The organism is Anaerofustis stercorihominis DSM 17244 (assembly GCF_000154825.1).
Lineage (GTDB): Bacteria > Bacillota > Clostridia > Eubacteriales > Anaerofustaceae > Anaerofustis > Anaerofustis stercorihominis.
Window position 1 is genome coordinate 499,017 of the sequence record NZ_DS560015.1, and the last position, 18,860, is coordinate 517,876.

Annotated in this window: 15 protein-coding genes, 2 pseudogenes and 1 riboswitch; of the genes and pseudogenes, 2 read left to right on the forward strand and 15 right to left on the reverse strand. The window is 30.6% G+C overall.

Annotated elements, in window-relative coordinates:
• Positions 1–2 precede the first annotated feature (2 nt).
• From ANASTE_RS02455 to ANASTE_RS02475, 5 genes and pseudogenes are all read right to left on the reverse strand, one after another.
• Complete coding sequence (locus tag ANASTE_RS02455; RefSeq protein ID WP_007049316.1) at positions 3–1,172, reverse strand: cation:proton antiporter; 1,170 nt, start codon at positions 1,170–1,172, stop codon at positions 3–5.
• Positions 1,173–1,203: 31 nt separating this feature from the next.
• Entirely contained in the window at positions 1,204–2,439 is a 1,236-nt protein-coding gene (locus tag ANASTE_RS02460; RefSeq protein WP_007049317.1) for an aminopeptidase P family protein, read from the reverse strand.
• A 127-nt stretch (positions 2,440–2,566) separates the two neighbouring features.
• Positions 2,567–4,741: pseudogene (locus tag ANASTE_RS02465) on the reverse strand (YfhO family protein); the annotation flags it as partial.
• A gap of 19 nt (positions 4,742–4,760) precedes the next feature.
• On the reverse strand, positions 4,761–5,756 hold the full coding sequence (locus ANASTE_RS11220; protein ID WP_187361996.1) for a GtrA family protein: 996 nt from the start codon (positions 5,754–5,756) through the stop codon (positions 4,761–4,763).
• Positions 5,757–5,767: 11 nt separating this feature from the next.
• The gene (locus ANASTE_RS02475) at positions 5,768–6,700 is read right to left on the reverse strand and encodes a glycosyltransferase family 2 protein (RefSeq protein ID WP_007049320.1); all 933 of its coding nucleotides are present in this window, start codon (positions 6,698–6,700) and stop codon (positions 5,768–5,770) included.
• Between the two features lie 328 nt (positions 6,701–7,028).
• Here ANASTE_RS02475 and ANASTE_RS12290 point away from each other — a divergent pair, with 328 nt between their 5' ends.
• Entirely contained in the window at positions 7,029–7,163 is a 135-nt protein-coding gene (locus ANASTE_RS12290) for a hypothetical protein (protein ID WP_278183681.1), read from the forward strand.
• 83 nt (positions 7,164–7,246) lie between these two features.
• Here ANASTE_RS12290 and ANASTE_RS02480 read toward each other — a convergent pair whose 3' ends face one another.
• The 3 genes and pseudogenes from ANASTE_RS02480 to ANASTE_RS12040 all read right to left on the reverse strand — a co-directional run.
• Entirely contained in the window at positions 7,247–9,226 is a 1,980-nt protein-coding gene (locus ANASTE_RS02480; RefSeq protein WP_007049321.1) for a sodium-translocating pyrophosphatase, read from the reverse strand.
• 37 nt (positions 9,227–9,263) lie between these two features.
• A complete protein-coding gene (gene secG / locus ANASTE_RS02485) occupies positions 9,264–9,497 on the reverse strand; it encodes a preprotein translocase subunit SecG (RefSeq protein WP_007049322.1) in 234 nt (77 codons plus the stop codon).
• Positions 9,498–9,770: 273 nt separating this feature from the next.
• Positions 9,771–9,908, reverse strand: a pseudogene (locus tag ANASTE_RS12040) (adenine-specific methyltransferase EcoRI family protein); the annotation flags it as partial.
• 320 nt (positions 9,909–10,228) lie between these two features.
• Between ANASTE_RS12040 and ANASTE_RS02490 the strand changes: the two are divergent.
• A complete protein-coding gene (locus ANASTE_RS02490; RefSeq protein WP_007049323.1) occupies positions 10,229–11,581 on the forward strand; it encodes an MATE family efflux transporter in 1,353 nt (450 codons plus the stop codon).
• A 31-nt stretch (positions 11,582–11,612) separates the two neighbouring features.
• On the opposite strand, the gene ANASTE_RS02495 is transcribed toward ANASTE_RS02490, so the two are convergent.
• The 7 genes from ANASTE_RS02495 to ANASTE_RS02525 form a co-directional block, all read right to left on the reverse strand.
• On the reverse strand, positions 11,613–12,236 hold the full coding sequence (locus tag ANASTE_RS02495) for a 4Fe-4S binding protein (protein WP_007049324.1): 624 nt from the start codon (positions 12,234–12,236) through the stop codon (positions 11,613–11,615).
• A 3-nt stretch (positions 12,237–12,239) separates the two neighbouring features.
• A complete protein-coding gene (locus ANASTE_RS02500) occupies positions 12,240–12,860 on the reverse strand; it encodes an ECF transporter S component (RefSeq protein ID WP_039944633.1) in 621 nt (206 codons plus the stop codon).
• Positions 12,861–12,934: 74 nt separating this feature from the next.
• Positions 12,935–13,047, reverse strand: a riboswitch (FMN riboswitch).
• 662 nt (positions 13,048–13,709) lie between these two features.
• On the reverse strand, positions 13,710–15,020 hold the full coding sequence (eno, locus tag ANASTE_RS02505; protein ID WP_007049327.1) for a phosphopyruvate hydratase: 1,311 nt from the start codon (positions 15,018–15,020) through the stop codon (positions 13,710–13,712).
• Between the two features lie 280 nt (positions 15,021–15,300).
• Positions 15,301–16,431, reverse strand: a complete 1,131-nt coding sequence (locus ANASTE_RS02510) for an HpaII family restriction endonuclease (RefSeq protein WP_007049328.1) — start codon at positions 16,429–16,431, stop codon at positions 15,301–15,303.
• Complete coding sequence (locus ANASTE_RS02515) at positions 16,424–17,437, reverse strand: DNA cytosine methyltransferase (protein WP_007049329.1); 1,014 nt, start codon at positions 17,435–17,437, stop codon at positions 16,424–16,426. Before ANASTE_RS02515 ends, ANASTE_RS02510 begins: the two co-directional genes overlap by 8 nt.
• Positions 17,424–17,840: a very short patch repair endonuclease gene (locus tag ANASTE_RS12045; protein WP_007049330.1), complete on the reverse strand. Its 417-nt coding sequence runs from the start codon at positions 17,838–17,840 to the stop codon at positions 17,424–17,426. The genes ANASTE_RS02515 and ANASTE_RS12045 overlap by 14 nt, the downstream gene beginning before the upstream one ends.
• 99 nt (positions 17,841–17,939) lie before the next feature.
• Positions 17,940–18,578, reverse strand: coding sequence for a class I SAM-dependent methyltransferase (locus ANASTE_RS02525; protein WP_007049331.1), 639 nt, complete (start codon positions 18,576–18,578; stop codon positions 17,940–17,942).
• Between the last annotated feature and the right edge of the window lie 282 nt (positions 18,579–18,860).

The following is an 18,860-nucleotide window of genomic DNA, read 5'->3' on the forward strand; positions in this document are numbered from 1 at the left end:
AATTATTTAATACTAATATCACCGGATTTTTTAAGTCCTTTTGCCGTAAGGATAGGACCTGTGATTTCAAAAATAAATGTTGCACCCATTATTATATTTAAAAATAACGGGCCGTAATCAGGCATCATACGAGCAGCCGCAACAGCCAGTCCGACGCCGACTCCCGCCATAGGCATCAAACCCATACCGAGATAATTTCTTGTAACTTTATCGGTCCTTGCCATTTCACACCCGAGGAATGCCCCCAGTATCTTGCCTATAAACCTTGAAACGACAAATGCCAAGCCTATAAGCCCAAGACTGAGGACGACCTTTAAATCAAGGCTGTAACCTGCAAGAACAAAGAAAATCACATATATAGGATTTACAGCTTCTTCGGTCAAAGCAAATACTCTGTCATATCTTGAACAGTAGTTTGCAATGACACTTCCTACAGCCATACAAATCAAAATTGAAGATAATTCAAAATAAATACCGAGCCCAGTTCCTACAAGAACCGAAGCACAGCTTATAATCAGTACCTGTGACTTATCTCTTCTGATTTTCCTTTCAACAAAACAGAATGCTATACCTATAACGGCACCTATACCAAGAGATAATACAATCTCTATAAGAGGCGAAATAAGTGCACTGTACATATTAAAATGTCCGTTTATCATCGATTCGGAAACCGCACAGGCAATACTGAAAAGGAACAAACAAACCGCATCATCGAGTGCTACAACGGTAAGTATGGTATTTGTCAGTTTCCCCTTAGCTTTATACTGTTTGATTACATTTACCGTTGCGGCAGGAGCCGTAGCGGCAGAAAGTGCACCAAACACTATTGATAAAGGTAAATCAGAGGTAGCTAAATATACCCCGAGAGTAACAACGATAATCGTAACACTTGCCTGAACGATGGTTATAAGCACTACTCCCCCGCCAAGGCTTTTTATTTTATCTATATTGAAACTCTCTCCTATATTAAAGGCTATAAACCCAAGAGCTATATCCTGCAGGAAATTAAGCTCTGTAAGTATATCTTTCGGAACTACGCTAAAAAACGATACTCCCAGAATAAGCCCGGCCAATAAATATCCGGTTACGGCGGGAAGCCTGAACTTTCCGCAAATCTTGCTGGCAATAAAACCACATGCAATAAATACTCCGAGAGTTAATAATTCATCCATTTCTACACCCCAGTTAACAACTTTCCTTTGTTTAATTCATAAAGGCTTCTATATCTTCTGCTTCTTTGATTATATCCTTTGTTAAAAGAGCATATCCGTCATTTGTAACAAGAACATTATCTTCTATCCTAATCCCAATACCTTCTTTTTCAAAATAAAGTCCGGGTTCAACTGTGATAACATTACCGGGAACCAGCGGTTTATCTTTTTCAAAAGGGTCATGACAGTTAAGTCCGATAAAATGAGATACGAAGTGATAATAATAATCATTGACTTCTTCTCTCGTTTTTATAACTCCCAGCTCCCTAAGACCGTCTTCATAAATATCTATAACTATATCATTTAACTTTGACAGTGTCACTCCCGGCTTAACATTTTCTATAACGGCTTTATTGGCTCTTAAAACCAAATCGTACAATACTTTTTGAAGCTTTGTAAATTTACCGCTTACGGGATAAGTCCTGCTTACGTCGGCACTGTATTTATCTACACCGCTGCCGCAGTCCAATAAGACCAAATCCCCCTCTTTGAGTTTGTCTATACATTTTATATAATGAAGGGTAGTCGCATTTTTACCGCCTGCTACTATAGTAGGGAAAGGAATCGTGTCCCCGTTTTTCCTGGATACGTAATCTATTGTAGCTGCAATTTCAGCTTCTTTGATACCTGGCTTTGTTATTTTCATAGCCATGTTTATAGCTGTTTTTAAATTTTTTGCACCTTCATAAATACATTTTACTTCATATTGGTTCTTGACTTCTCTAAGCTCATTTAAACATCTCTTCAGATTATAAAATTCTACGTTATCAAAAACTTTATACATTTGTTTAAACATTCTGAGATTTAAATTATAATTTTCATCACTGTTTGTTTCATCTATCAATGAATAAATCCTATGAAGGTCTTCTCTGTTTCCGATATCATTGATATATTTTTCAAATTCTTCAAGGTATAAGACTTTTTCGATACCGCTTATCGCCATTGCTTCGGGAGCACTTAACTTGATCCCAGTCCATTTTGAAGATTTTTCGTTATTCTTCGGAATAAAAAGTTTTTCTTCAGTATGTTCATTATCTTTATACAAAAGAAGGATGGAATCTTCTTCATCAATCCCGGTAAGATAATAAAAATCCCTGTTTACTTCAAACTCATAATCATTACCGTTTTCGCTTTTTATTAATTCTCCGGAAAAAATTATCGCAGCTGAATTATTTTCCATATACTCGAGAACTTTTTTCCTTCTGTTTTTTAAATCTATATTATTCATAAAATGCCTCTTTTTTCCTTTGTAATTAACTTATTTATTTTACCATAGTAAAGTTTTTTTATCAAGAATATAAAATTATTAATCGTATGTATAAATAAAAAAGAGAAGATATTTCTTCTCTTTTTTGTTAACTTATTTTTATTTTATACTTTTTAAATTTTACATATAATAATGTTAGAAGTATTGTTATTAAAGAAATAATTGCACCTTCTCTAAGACCCGGTGTTGTATATTTAAACACTATACTATTGTTACCTTTTTCAAGTTTAACTCCCATAAATGCTGTATTGGCTCTAAGAACTTCGGTTTCTTGACCATTAACATAAGCTTTCCATCCGGGGCTGTACGGTATTGCAAGAACCCCTATTTTATCTTCTTTAGTAGTTATATTAGCTTCAACATAGTTACCGTCAATAGTCAATTTATTTAACTTGTCCTCTTTTAACTTATCGATATGATTACTAAAATCATTCATAGACTGTCTAACAAGCTTCATATCGGAAAATGAATACTCACCTTTTTTTGATAATTTTATTAAAATACAATCACTTTTTTTATCATATCTTCCTAAATTATATAATAAATTTAATTTTCCAAAATAATTTGGATGGTTTGATGTTTTAAGAGAAACAATATTATCGTCTCTTTTACTTTTTGAAAAATTTATCTTAACATTTGAACCAGTATAATAAGAAGGAAATAATGAATTATTATTATTTTTATAAGATAAAGATTTAAATATTAAGTAATATTCATTATTTTCATCCCCTTTAAAAGGTATTTTCAATTCCGTATTATCTTCTTTAGCAATAATTTTATTTTTTGATATCATAATAGAATTATTTTTATTTAAAATATTATAAATATCTTCATTGTTTAATACAGTTTCATCATTAAATTTTAATTTAGTCTTTCTATATTTTATTTCATTATCCAAAACAACGCCTTGTAACATAGAACTTTCTTTTTTATTCAACTCCAATTGTTCATAATCTTTTCTACTTATGAAAGAATTATAAGTATAAAATAAGGGAAGGTCATTGTTGTTTTTATAAATTAATTCATTTTCTTTTAATTTCGTATAACCATAAGGGATAGTTGATTTATTTTCTTTTTCAGCTAAAATATAATATTTTATACCAAACAAAGAATTAAATACTTCCCTATTATTAAAACCAGTTAAATTTGACAAGTTTTTAAGTCCTATATTTCCTGTTTCATTATATAACTCTGTTAAATTTTTATTAATCAAGGAATAATAAGAAGACGTACCTGGAATATTATTTGCCATACCATAATTATAAGTATATTTAGATGAAGTGCCTACATTTGAAATTCCTATTCTATAAATACTTTGATCATTCTTTTTTACATATTTGATATTTTTATCTTTTAAAGTAGAATATGCATACTCTCTACTCAGAAAAGAATCCACATAATTTCCGCCTGAAGTACTTAAATATAAATAAGCTGGAATACAAAGATTTAAAAAGACAATTATTAAAATTATATTATTATAAATAATCTTATTTTTACATTTTTGAGATGCAATATATATTAGAAGTATTGATATATTTAAAAATACAAAACTTATATAATAATAATAATATGGCAAAAGATTTTCTGCATCATTCTTTTTAGTTATAAATATTAAAATAATTGAAGATACTAAAATCAAAAAACCGTATATACATGAAGTTTTCATAATGCTCTTTTTGTATTTCAACAGATAAATTTTAAAATTATTAAAAATAAATACAGTTATAAAAGAAACAACAAACGAAAAAACAAACGACCACCTATTTGAAATATAACTTCCACCATTCATAACAAGACCAATTATAGGTAAAAAAGATGATATAATTAAAATAAATAAAATATATTTTAAATATTTACTAATTTTATCTTGTAAATTAACCAACATAATACAACTGAGAAACGTTACAATAGTAATATTAAATGATTGATAATTTCCTACTTCTTTAACCTGAAATAATTGAGATATAAAGGATAAGTAATAATTACAATGATATAATAACAAATTCACACCAGTATCCTTTGATATCCTGGAACAATATAAAAAACCATAAATTACAGGAATAAACAAAACAGACACTAATAAAATACTAAGTAAGTAATATCCTCCCAAAACAAAAAGATATTTAAAAAACATCTTTATAAAGAGGCCTTTATCTTTATAAAGATATAAAACTCTAACTATAGCATAAAATACAACAGCAATTGTTAACATATATAAAAAATAAAAGTTACTTATAGCACTTATTCCAATCATTACCATAAATAAATAGGGTTTTTACCTTTTAAAATATTTTCAATTCCAAATTAAAATTAATGGTAAATATAACATTGGATTTAATAAAAAAAGGATGTCTTATAGACGAAAATATTACGTACCCACAAAAAACATAACATAAAGTTCCAACTAAAGTTGAATATTTACTTTGTTTCATTTTAAAACAATATAAAGAAAAACAAATACCCGACAAAAACATCCTAAATAGAATCAAAAAAACATACATATATGATGAAAATTTAATTGGAGTTAATACAAATAGTATATCCAGAACATCTCCAATAGAATAATAATTTAAAGATGTTAATATATCTTGTCCAAAACCTACAGATAAATCCCACATAGGTATAATTAATTGATGATTTAACAATAAATTTTTTATAATAGATCTAATATACTTCCCAAAATAAACCAGTGAATTATAATGTTGACTTACTCCATCATAATTATAAAAAAAAGATTTACCTTCAAAAATAAAAGGCAAGTAGATAATAAAGCATGCTATTATAAATATTATTGTATAAATAAGATAATAATTTTTATACCAAATTCTCTTCTCAGTTTTTTTACCAACTATTTTTATATCTTGAATATTATTTTTAAAAACGAACTTAGTAAAAACGTAATTTAATATAACGACAATAACAGCAATTGCAATTTTAACAATTCCATTATTTAGTTTTAAAAGTTCCACACCTAAAAATAATAGTAATGTCTCAATAAAAAAAGTAAATGCTCTGGAACCGGTAAACAGTATAAATTCTTTAAACACATTACCCAGTTCATTATTTTTAGACTCAAATACATAAATTTTATTGGTATAAAACGCAAAAATAACAGCCCCTATCCATGCGATACAGTTGCTTATAAGATAATTAACACTAAATAAATTTACAAATAAAAAATATAAAACAAAATTAATTACTGTAGTGAGTATACCAAAAATACCATATAAAATAATTCCTTTATATTTTTCGTATAAATTTATAATTTTATCAAACATATATCCTCCCATTATTTCTCTGTTTTTTCACCGGCTGTTTTAGAAATAATATATCGAGGTCTCCTCTTTACCTCTTCATATATCTTCGAAATATAATATCCTATAATTCCAAGACTAAGCATAGTTACTGCGCCTATTATTAAAAGTAATAGAATAACAGTCGTAAATCCACCAAGAGCAGATCCGACAATATATTGATAAATGGCTCGCACTCCAATAATAATAGCAAAAAAGAAGAAAATTATGCCACATCCTGTAACTATTTGCATTGGTGCAGTTGAAAATGATGTAATATTTCTAATTGCGTATTTCACTAAAGATAAAAATGACCATTTTGATTTCCCTTCAAATCTTTCCTGAACTTCAAACTCCACAGAAGTAGCTTTATATCCTACCCATGAAGAAATAGCTCTGAAAAACATATGTCTTTCGGGAAGCTCAATAATGGTATTTATAACTTTTCTATCCATTAATTTAAAATCTGAAGACGTAGACATATTTATCCCAGTAGCGCTTGAAATAATTTTATAAAAAGATTTAGCACCCAGTTTATAAATTAAACTTTCCTTACCTCTGGAAGATTTTATACCTTCAATTACTTCATATCCTTGAAGCCATAAATTATACATTTGTATTAAAATTTCCGGTGGATGCTGTAAGTCTGCATCCATTACAACAACACAATCTCCTTTTGCATATTGAAGACCTGCAAAAATAGCAGACTCTTTACCGAAGTTTCGAGAAAAACAAACACCGTTAACATAACTTTTTTCTTTAGATAATTTGCAAATTTCCTGCCAAGTACTATCTTTTGACCCATCATTCACAAAAACTATATCAAAAGGAATATTTTCTTTATTTAAAACTTCATTAATAGTCTCAGCAACCCTACAAATAGATTTTTCTTCATTATATGCAGGTATTACTACTGACATATTTTTCATATTTTACCCCACAATTTTAAATTCATTATTAACTTAACTGATTAATTCTATACATATTATAATTTTACATATTATCTAATATTAAATGATAATTCATTTTAAAACAAATAAGACTTATAATCGTATTATTATCAATAAATATGTTACATTAAAATAAAAAATATATATATAATTAATATATAGTATATTAACATATTTCAACCAAAAAGTACAGGTTTTGACATGTTATAATCTTTGAAAATCAAAAAATAACCTAAAATTTCCTACTATATAATTTTCATTTCAGGAAATAATATTATTAGAAAATTAAGAAAAGGAGATTATTAAAATGAGTAATAAAAATAAAAACAATCAAAATCAATCTAATCAAAATAACCAAAACCAATCTAACAAAAACAATCAAAATCAATCTAATCAAAATAATCAAAACCAATCTAACAAAAATAACAAAGAATGCAGATAGTTTAAATTTAATTTAAATTAAATAAAAAAGAACCCTTTTAAAAAGGGTCTTTTTAAATTCAGTATTATTTTATTAATAATTTATTACATAAATAGTGGAGCAAATACCAAAGCTACGATAGTCATTAACTTAATCAAAATATTAAGTGATGGACCTGATGTATCTTTGAATGGATCCCCTACTGTATCTCCTACAACCGCAGCAGCATGTGCATCACTGCCTTTTCCGCCGTGAGCTCCGCCTTCGATGTATTTCTTGGCATTATCCCAAGCACCGCCTGAGTTAGCCATTTGAATAGCCATTAATACACCTGTTACAAGTGCACCTGCAAGAAGTCCGCCTAAAGCAGTAGCGCCTAGGAAGTAACCTACAGCTAGTGGAACGATAACTGCAAGAAGTCCTGGGATTATCATTTCTTTTAGGGCAGCTTGAGTAGAAATTTCTACACATGTAGAATATTCAGGTTTGCCTTTACCTTCCATGATACCCGGAATTTCTCTGAATTGTCTTCTAACTTCTTCAATCATTTTGTTAGCTGCATTACCAACAGCTTCCATTGTTAAAGAAGAGAATACATAAGGAAGCATACCACCGATGAATAAACCGGCGATAACTTTTACATCAAGTAAGTCGATTGCTTTGATACCAACTGCTGTTGAATAAGAAGCAAATAATGCTAAAGCAGTTAGAGCAGCTGAACCGATAGCGAAACCTTTACCGATAGCAGCTGTTGTGTTACCAACACTGTCAAGTTTATCAGTAATGTTTCTTACAGAATCATCAAGTTCTGCCATTTCAGCAATACCGCCTGCATTATCGGCTATTGGACCATAAGCATCTACAGCGATAGTCATACCTGCTGTTGAAAGCATACCTACAGCAGCAAGAGCGATACCGTATAAACCTTCTGTTGCTAAATTATAAGAAAGTAAGATAGCAGCAACGATTAAAATAATAGGAATAGCTGTTGACATCATACCTACGGCAAGACCGCTGATGATAGTGGTAGCTGCACCTGTTTCACTTTGCTGAGCAATTTTCTTTACTGATTTATATTGGTCAGAAGTATAAACTTCAGTAACTTTACCGATTAAGATACCACAAGCAAGACCTGAGATGATTGCATAGAAATATGTAATATCGTTAAGTAAGCTTGTTGTTAAGAAATAAGCAGCAATCAAAACTAAAATACCGCTTACATATGTACCCATGTTTAAGCTTTTATGAGGGTCGGAATTTTCTCCGCCTTTAACGAATAAAGAACCGATAATAGAAGAGATGATACCAACCGCAGCAAGAGCTAGAGGGAACATGATTGATTCTACGGAACCAAGTAATAATCCGCCAAGAGTCATAGCTGAGATGATAGAACCTACGTAAGATTCGAATAAGTCAGAACCCATACCTGCAACGTCCCCTACATTATCACCTACGTTATCTGCGATAACAGCAGGGTTTCTAGGGTCATCTTCGGGAATACCGGCTTCAACTTTACCAACAAGGTCAGCACCAACGTCAGCAGCTTTTGTATAAATACCACCGCCAACTCTACCGAATAATGCGATAGAAGAAGCACCGAGTCCGAAACCTGTGATTATGTTTACATTACCGAAAATCATGTAAACTATACTTACACCGAGAGCACCTAGACCTACAACACATAGACCCATAACGCTGCCGCCGTTAAAAGCAACTTTTAATGCAGCACCCATGCCTTTATCTTTAGCTTGTGCCGCTGTTCTAGAGTTAGCTTTAGTAGCAACCTGCATACCAAAGAATCCCGCTAAAACAGAGAAAAGTGCACCGACAACGAAACAAACAGCTGTTTCCCATCCGATTAAAGCAAATAATACTACAAATAATACTACAGCAAATACAACTATATATTTATATTCGCTTGTTAAGAATGCCATTGCACCTTCGTGAATGTGAGATGAAATTTCTTTCATCCTGTCAGTTCCTTCATCAACCTTTTTGATTGAAGAAGCAAGATATAACGCAAATAAAAGCGCTATAATACCCGCAACAGGGGCAAAAAACTTTAAAGTTTCTACACTGAACATTTTTTTCCTCCGAAATTGTTATTTTAAATATTGTTTGTTATTTTGCTAGAAGGTTAAAAACAAAAATTGAAATAAAGAATACTACAGCTGATACTAAAGTTATTTTATTAAGTAAACCTTGCATGCCATGAGCTTTCTTTTTACCGAATAATCCTTCCGCACCACCTGAAATAGCACTTCCCATTCCGGCTGAAGAGCCTTCTTGTAAAAGGACGCTACCTATTAGTGTAATGCTTGAGATTACCATGAATACTAATAATACTGTTGTCATTTTATCCTCCTAAATATAAATCTTGCAGTTTCATATTATATCATATGAAACCGCTAAAACAAAGAAATTTTTGATTTTTTTGAAAGATTTTGTTCTATTCTTTGATTAATGTGACAAAATCTCGGTTTTCATTTAATTATTCAATATTTAAATTATTATATAATTATTTTCCTGATTTTCTTTTGTTACACTCTTTCTTTACCATTTATAAGTCCTCTATGCCGATATTGTCTATGAGTTCTTAAAGCCTCTACCTTCGAACTTAAATCACCACTATGAGTTTGTCCTGTAATTTCCAAACTGCACAGGGTTATATTTATCCATAAAGATTATAGGAACACCCATTGCATCATAATAATTACAGGAGATTCCCGTCGTTTTGTCTGCATTTATAGCACTATAATTATCATACTTGGGATACTTTCTTCAATATATTTTTGACATAAAATCAAATCTTCATAATTGCAAAGAATTATTTTATTTTTTAATCTTATTTGTAATGTCTTAATTCTTTTTATATATCAGATAACTATGTATAAAATTCATTATTTTTTTGTATTTCTTAAATTTTCATTTTTCAACATAATCAAATCACCTTTAGAAATACCTAAAAAATTACAGGTTTTGTAATGCATAAAATATTTAATACTTATTAAGCCATAATTTATGTCTAATTGACATTTATGAAATAAATTTATATCATAGTAAAAAAGACTTCAAGGGATACTATTATGCTGATTGATTTAACAAACGGAAATATAACAAAGAAAATGATGTTGTTTGCTGTACCAATGATAATAGGAAATCTTCTTCAGCAAATTTATAATATTGCGGATACGATAATCGTCGGGAAATTTATCGGTCCCGATGCACTGGCTGCTGTAGGGTCATCATATACATTAATGATTTTTTTAACTTCCATATTACTGGGACTATGTATGGGCAGCGGTGCTGTTTTTTCCATCAGGTACGGAGAAAATGATATATCAAAACTTAAGAAAAGTATTGGGATTTCTTTTGTTATAATACTCTCTGTTACCATTATTTTAAACATGGCAGTATTTGTATTTATAGACCCGATAATGCATTTTTTAAATATCCCCTCTTCGATTTATCAAATGATGAAAAGTTATTTATGGATAATATTTCTAGGTATCACCGCAACTTTTTTATATAATTTCTACTCTTCCGTACTAAGGTCTGTGGGGAATTCCCTGTCACCTCTTATTTATCTTGGAGTATCTGTGGTTTTAAATATAGTCCTTGATTTGATATTTGTTTTATCTTTTGACATGGGTGTCGAAGGGGCTGCTGTGGCAACGGTTATATCCCAGTTTGTATCGGGTATAGGGATAGCATTATACACTTTTTTCAAATTCCCCGAGTTTAGGTTCGATATCTGGAAATTAAAATTCGAAAGAGATATTATAAAGGATATATTCAAATTTTCCTTTCTTACATGTATACAGCAGTCTATAATGAACTTCGGGATATTAATGGTTCAAGGGCTTATAAATTCCTTTGGAACCATCGTCATGGCAGCATTTGCCGCAGCCGTAAAAATAGACTCTTTTGCATACATGCCCGTCCAGGACTTCGGAAATGCTTTCTCCACGTTCATTGCCCAAAACTACGGAGCAAAAAAGAAAGAGAGAATAAAAGAAGGAATTAAAAGTGCGGTTAAATATACTATTATATTCTGTCTTTTAATATCTCTAATCGTTTGTATATTCGCAAAGCAATTTATGCTTATATTTGTAGATCCTTCAAAAGCGGAAATCATAAATCATGGTATCGATTATTTAAAGATAGAAGGAGCTTTTTATTTCGGGATAGGGTGTCTTTTCTTACTCTACGGATTTTTCAGAGCAGTGGAAAAACCTTTTATATCGGTAATACTGACGGTAGTATCCCTGGGAACCAGGGTATTTCTCGCATATACATTATCTAAAATACCAAGCATAGGGGTTATGGGGATATGGGTAAGTGTGCCTATAGGATGGATATTGGCGGATTTGATAGGATTTACATACTATAAATCAAAAAAGAAAGAAATAGATGAAAAGCTGATGATATCAACATAAAATAAAAAAGACCGCTTGACGGTCTTTTTTATTAATACTTTATTACAGCTCCTGCGGGACATACACTGTAGCAGTTCCCGCATTCCAAGCAATTATCTTCAGTTATCTTATATTTTTCCTCAGCTTCTTCTATTGCATTAAATGAGCATACTTTAATACATTTTCCGCATAGGAAACAATCATCGGTTATTTCATAACCTCTCTTTTCAACATTTTCCCCTCCAAATGAAAATGTCCTTTTTATCATGGGTTTGACGGAAAGATCTACATATTCCCCGACTCCCTGATAAATTTTAAATACCGCGAGCGCCATTTTACTCTCTTCGCTGGTATAGATTTCATTTATATATGTATTCTTTTCAAATATCTCATCCAGTTTTTCTTTACCTATACAACAAACCTTTCCTTTCACGCTCACTGCTTTTGTAGACATGGTATCAAGTCCTTTCATTCCCGACAAAGAAACGAATTTCCTCTTGATAAGCCTGTCATAAAAGCCTTTGCCTTTGGCGGTAAGAAAATATAGTGCTTCATCATCACAAAGCATTAAATCTATTACGCAGGTTTCCGGCAGTCCGTTATCGTCTACCGTTGCGAAAGTAGTGGAATGTATTTCTTCTACTAAAAATTTAAAGTAATCTTTAGCTTCCTTCATTGATTATTTTTCTCCTTTGAGTATAGGACTTACTCCTTTATAAATAAGCATTGTAAAAACCGAAATCATAAGTCCCTTTATAATATTTGCGGGAATTGCGCTGAATAAAATCACTTCCAGTTTTGTCTTTATAAACGGTATTATTTCTCCGAATGCAGCAATCACCTGGTCTATCGGCATGAACACGCTGTACATCGGAAGAAGCACAAAATAGTTAAGAAGTCCCGCAACTACCGCCATGACCACGCTTGCGGCTATACAAGCAATCAGAGCGGTTTTCTTGGTCTTTCTTCTTTTATAAATAATCCCCGCAGTGAATACAAAAGACGCTCCCATCAAAAAGTTTGCCAGTTCTCCTATTCCTCCGGTGTTGGTACTGAACAATTGAAGGCCGTTTTTAATAAGCTCTATAACTACTCCCGTTACGGGACCGAAAGCGAATGCGCCGATAAGAGCGGGTAAATCGGATAGATCCATCATAGCAAATGACGGAGACAGCGGCATAGGGATTTCCAAAAATGCCAAAAGGAATGATACCGCACTTAACATTGCGGTAACCACCATGACTCTTACGTTTAAGTTTGACCTTGTCTTTTGTGTTGTTTTTTCAGTAATGTTCTCCATAATTCTCCTTATAAACAGATATGAGGTGAATTTAAAAAACGCCCTGAGTACTAAAACAACAGGGCGATTTCTTATCATATCTTCTTTCATCCGGACTTTACCGTCGGTTATGGAATTTCACCATATCAGCCATTAGCTCGCAGACTTTACTGCCGGTCAGGAATTGCACCTTGCCCTGAAGATAAATTTCTTAAGGTATTAAATTTATGTAATCTAAATTTAGATAACTGGAGGATCAAGCTAAATCTTCGATTACTTTTATATTATACAATTTTTTTTATTGGTTGTAAATATTTTACAGGGATATAGTTAGAGAGAAACATATATAAATTTTTATTTATTATTTGATAACCATTTTAACCTTAATAAAATGATTAATAAATAATCCAAGATATATCATTAATTCTCTAACCGTAATAATACTTCGTTAAATAAATATACCATTAAGATAATAACCGTAAAGATAGTTATTTAACGACTAAGATATACATTATACATGAGTATATTACCTTCTTTGTAAAAATTATTAATATTAAATACATCCCACAAATCTTAAGATAAAAATAATATTATTAAATTTCAAATATATAAATCAATTGATTGTAAAAATGTGAATAAAATCAACATTAATAAACTCTATTTTATCTATAATCCCGACTTATCTTTTAGAAATTATATAAATAACTTAAAATCCCAAGTTTCGACTCATTATAAAGTTAAAATGTCTATTACATTCATTGTAGCTTCGCTATTTTATTTCTTATATATAAAATAAAATTTAACCTCAAATAAAAACAAATTGACAAACAAAAAAACAGCACAGATACACTATGCTGTTTTATAATTATACTAAACATAATTTTTTAAGTTCGTAAATGCTTCTCTGCCGATATATTTAGCTTTATCTCCAAGCTCTTCTTCTATTCTGAGGAGTCTGTTATATTTACAAACTCTCTCTGTTCTGGAAGGTGCCCCTGTTTTGATTTGTCCTGCATTAAATCCAACGGCTAAATCCGCGATAAAAGTATCTTCCGTTTCACCCGATCTGTGAGAAACGATAGTTGTATAACCATGTTCTCTGGCAAGTTTCATTGTATTAAAGGTTTCTGTAAGGGAACCGATTTGATTTACTTTTACAAGTATGGAATTTCCCGCTCCCATTTCAATTCCTTTTTTAAGTCTTTTTTCGTTTGTAACGAATAAATCATCTCCAACGAGCTGAACTTTATTTCCTATTTTTTGGGTTAAAACTTTCCAGTGTTCAAAGTCATCTTCAAATAATCCGTCTTCGATTGAAATTATTGGGTATTTTGTTGTAAGGACTTCATAATATGTCGTCATTTCACCATATCTTCTGCTCTCGGTTTCATAGAAATACGATTCCTGATTTTTATCATAGATTTCACTGCTCGCAACGTCTAATGCAAGAGAAATATCCTCACCTGCTTTATAACCTGCATTTTCTATCGCCTTTAATATAAGCATTATTACCTCTTCCGCACATTCAAGATTAGGTGCGAATCCCCCTTCGTCACCTACGGAAGTACATAAATTCTGAAGCTTTAAAATATCTTTTAATTTATGATAAACCTCACTTCCCATCCTCAAGGCTTCTTTAAATGATGAAGCACCATGAGGAACGATCATGAATTCCTGAATATCTACGTTATTATCCGCATGCTTACCGCCGTTTAAGATATTCATCATTGGTACGGGAAGCACACAAGGTTCTCCTACTCCCGCAAGTTTACCGATATATTCATAAAGCGGTATATTTAGGCTCTTCGCTGCAGCTCTTGCACAAGCAAGGGAAACGCCCAAAATAGAATTTGCTCCGAGCTTTTCTTTATTTTCTGTCCCGTCAAGTTCAAGCATAGCCTCATCAATCCCCTTCTGGTCGGTAACGTCCATTCCCAAAAGGATATCTCTGATATCTTTATTAACTATAGCCACCGCTTTTAAAACGCCATTTCCTAAGTATCTGCTTTCATCATTATCTCTAAGTTCAACGGCTTCAAATTCTCCTGTCGAAGCCCCTGAAGGTACGCTTGCAATGGCACTTACTCCATTTTCCAAACATACTTCAACTTCCACTGTAGGGTTTGCTCTGGAATCAAGAATTTCTCTCGCCTTTAAATTAACAATTTTTGAATTACTCAATGTAAAATCCTCCTTTTAAATTTTAGTTTTAGCAAAAATAGGGATAATATACACTTTGAACCAATGTATGTTTTAATTATAATGATTTATATTATCAAAAATTAGTACATACTATATTAGCTATAACTAACATAGTATTAAAAAAATATAAATTGCTATTAATTTCCTACCTTTTTACTGGATTATAATACAAATAAAGAAAAAAAACACTAATTTAAATTTATTTTATGGGATAAAATAAATATATCTCAACAGTAAAAAAACTACCAAATATGGTAGTTTACTTTATGAAACGTATTTGTAAATTTAAATTTATAAAATAATCGTTATTGATTTTATAAACTTTAGCAAAGTCATGCCTGCTTGCACTCGCTCTTTCAAATCTTGTATTATTTAATAAATAATCTTCAAACTCATTTCTATTATATAAATGATAACAAAGAACATCACCGTCCTCTTTTACCACAATATATCCACCTGTTGCATTTGCCTTTCCCGTCCAAACAGTACCGGGAAGCATACCTAATGCAGATTCAGTTATAAATTTTTTAAATTTATAACTATAAAAAGGATGGTTTTCAGATAAATCAAAATTTAACGGATTTTCTTCTATAATTTTATCCAATAATATTTTAATATTGCTTACTCCCGTAGAATAATATTCTAATAGCATATTTGAAATGATATTTGGCAACATTGTATCAATTAAAATGAGATTATTTTTAAAATTTTTACCAGAAATATCGAAATGTGTTAATTTTATATCTTTCGATAAAATATAACTTAATCTTTCGCCGATTGCTGTTTCGACTTTCTCTCCTTTTTTAGTTTTCTTTATATGTACCATAGAGTTCACTTTATTCATATCATCATCAGTAAAATTGCCATTTAATTTATAAATAAAATTAGTATTTTTACCTGCATTAAGAAGAGTCGATGGTTTACCCAATCTTGACTTTATACTAAACCCCAAAGTCGGATCAATTCCTGTATGAAAATCATGAACTTTTAAAGTTATATCGGATTTATCTTTAGACGGTGCTTTTAATTTAAAGCAATTAATTTTATTCAAAAAATCAGTAATTTCAGGTACTTCAAATGCTCCCGCAGTTTTTTGATTAATTATTTTATTAAGTAAAAGGTTTGCTTTTTTATCAAACTCAGACATTTGCAATGTAATTAAATGATTATCATTACCATCAACTATTTCTATATCTTTTTCATTTTCCGATACGATAAAATTTAAAACACCTTTTTTTTCATGTCTTATAATTTTTATAATATCATAAAAAACATCTTCCAATCGATTTAATTCACTATCTGCACCGTATAGCCTTCCTTTTGACAATAAATACAAAAACGTATATACTTCAGACCATTCACCTTTATTACCGCTATTTTTATCAGTCATATTTTAATAATACCTCTTTTATTTTCTTTGCTATCTCTTCTATTACGGGAACAGTTACGCTGTTTCCAAGCTGTTTATATAAATGAACATCAGCCAAAGGGAGTTTAAAAGACTCAGGAAAACCCTGAAGTCTTGCCCATTCTCGGGGTGTCATCTTTCTTATTCCCTCTTTGTTTATTTCTCCTTTTATATGAGTTACGGGAATTAAATTTTTTTGTCTGAAATCAATAAGTAAATTTCGTTCTCTACCCATACCTCCGCAAACAATTGCCCCCGCAATTCCTTCAATATCCCTTATTTCATACCCGAAACCATTTCCTTTTGCTTCATGACGAGCTTTATGTTTTCTAAGCGTTTCCAAGTAAACGTCACTTAAATAATACTTTGGTGACACCGGTTTTTCTTCCATTATATCTTTTATTTTTTTATTTTCATCTATGGGTGTAGGAAAAATAAAATCCTTTGGTGCAATATCATTTCTAAAAGCAACTATATAAATTCTTTCTCTATTTTGAGGGACTCCAAAATTTCTACTGTTAAGTATTTCATAAAAAACACTATATCCCAACTTTTTAAAAGTACTACATATTACCTTAAAAGTTCTTCCTCTATCATGATTTACTAATCCTTTTACATTTTCACAAAAAATCACTTTCGGTTTATGATATTCGCAAATTCTGGCTACATCAAGGAAAAGGGTACCGCGACATGTACCTTTATAATCATCATCAAATCCTTTACGTTTACCAGCCAAGCTAAAAGCTTGACAAGGAAAACCCGCAAGACATATATCAAAATTAGGAATTGAAGTTTCATCAATCTCTGTAATATCTCCCGCAATTTCAAAATCATCATTAAAATTTTCCATATATGTTTTTTTTGCGTATTTATCCCATTCAGAAACAAAAACCGTTTCAATATTATCTTTAAATACATTCTCAAATCCCAGTCTTATTCCGCCGATACCCGCAAATAAGTCTATTGATCTAATTTTACTTTTTACCATTTCTAACTGTCCGTTCTATAATATCTGCACACTTATTCAAGTTATTTTTTATTTCTTTACCCCAAAATCTTAAAACAATCCAACCATGTTCTTCCAAATGTTTAGTAACCTCAATATCTCTTTCTATGTTTCTCTCAATTTTTGGAATCCAGAAATCTTGATTACTTTTAAAATCTCTTTTACGATTTTCCCAATCAAACCCATGCCAAAATTCACTGTCACAAAAAACAGCTATTTTTTTGCCTTTAAAAACTATATCAGGTTTACCGAATATATCTTTAACATTTTTTTGATATCTAAGCCCTCGAGACCATAACTCTTTTCTTAAAATTAATTCTATTTTAGAGTCTTTATTTTTGACTCTGGACATATTATAATGAATTTGTTCCTTTGTCTTTTTCATAAAATTCTCCAAATTTAAATATAAAAGTATAGTCTATTTTAACATATAACTACTTATAACAAACAAAAAATGTTGTAAATTTAAAAATTTATTTTTATTTTACAAGCATAAATTTATAACTTTCATTTTCTCACAAACCAAAACACACTCCGAAAGCAACTTTCCTTGAACTAAATACTTTTCTTTTATTTTAAAACCATTATCCTCAATAAAATTCATATACTCTTGAGATTTCCATTTATGAAAAGTCTTAAAACCTGCTTTCTCCATAAACCATAAACGAATTTTATTTACTTTTCCGTCATATACAAACGTAGGTGCTATTAAAAGACCGTCAGTCTTTAATACACGTTTGATTTCATCAAGTGCCTTATTTGGATTTGGCATTATATGCAGAGCATTGGCGATAAGTACGACATCAAAAACGTCATCTTTATAACCAAGAGCCGTCGCATCCTGAACTTCATAAATGACATTTTGATTATTAAGGCGCTTTTCTGTTTCAAAAACCATTTTCTCAGAAAAATCCGTAGCAGTCCAGCTATCTGTTTCATCAGAAAGCAAACGCGTAAGCTGTCCCGTCCCGCATGCCAACTCGAGAACACGTTGTTCTTTATAAAAAAAAGGTTTTATTTTTTCATAAATAGTTTTATATAATTCTTCGTTTCCTTTTTCCTGAAAATATGTATAGAGTTTCGCTGTCCTTTCCCAAAACTTCTTGTTTGATTTATCAGCCATAAAGCAAAATACCTACCTAATTATTGATTTCTTTAATCTTCTATCGAATATAATAATAAATTTATATTATTATATTTATATCTGACTCCTAAAGTATAATCAGAACAATACACAAAAAATGATTTTATAAAAATAAGTAAGATTATTTTTATGAACACTATATATAAATATAAAAATCGCTCTGATTTATATAAGATATTTACTATCATACTTTAAAGCTCAATATAAAAAACACTATCCTTAAAAGATTTAGGTATATAAATAACGATTCACATTATATAA